The sequence below is a fragment of the Methylophaga sp. UBA1464 genome (assembly GCF_002325665.1).
In the GTDB taxonomy this organism is placed as follows: domain Bacteria; phylum Pseudomonadota; class Gammaproteobacteria; order Nitrosococcales; family Methylophagaceae; genus Methylophaga.
The window spans coordinates 7,790-8,308 of record NZ_DCSO01000066.1 but is presented as its reverse complement, the minus strand read 5'-3'; the positions used below and the strand labels follow the sequence as shown (position 1 = coordinate 8,308).

General features: G+C 45.3%; 1 protein-coding gene. It reads left to right on the top strand.

The genetic code is table 11. The features are described 5' to 3' along the window. Window positions 1-83: 83 nt before the first annotated feature. On the top strand, window positions 84-519 hold a 436-nt coding region (locus B3O33_RS08050; protein ID WP_292363363.1), incomplete at its 3' end, for a DODA-type extradiol aromatic ring-opening family dioxygenase.

Genomic DNA, 519 nt, shown 5'->3' with positions numbered 1-519 from the left:
ATCTGCGTAATCTGCGGATAGATCTTTTTGAAACCTATGTGCCCTCTGTGTCTCCGTGGTTTATTTATCAGCGAGGAATCCCAATGAACAACCAACGTCGAGCATTATATTTATCACATGGTGGTGGACCGATGCCGCTGCTGGGCGATGAAAGTCATGAGGAGATGGTTAGCTGTTTGAAGAATATCGCGGCATCCATAGAACGCCCATCGGCAATCATTGTTGTCAGTGCTCATTGGGAACAAGCTTCTCCGACCATCACTTCTGGTGAAAATCCTTCGCTTATCTATGATTACAACGGGTTTCCCAAAGAATCCTATGAGATTGAATATCCCTGTCCGGGGAATCCTGCGTTATCACAATCAATGGCTGAAGTGTTGAAACAGGCTGGTATTGAAGCAAAACTTGATGATAGCCGAGGGTTCGACCACGGTTTGTTTGTACCGTTAAAAATAATGTATCCGGAAGCAGATATCCCCTGCGTTCAATTATCCTTGGTTAATAGTCTCGACCCTGAGC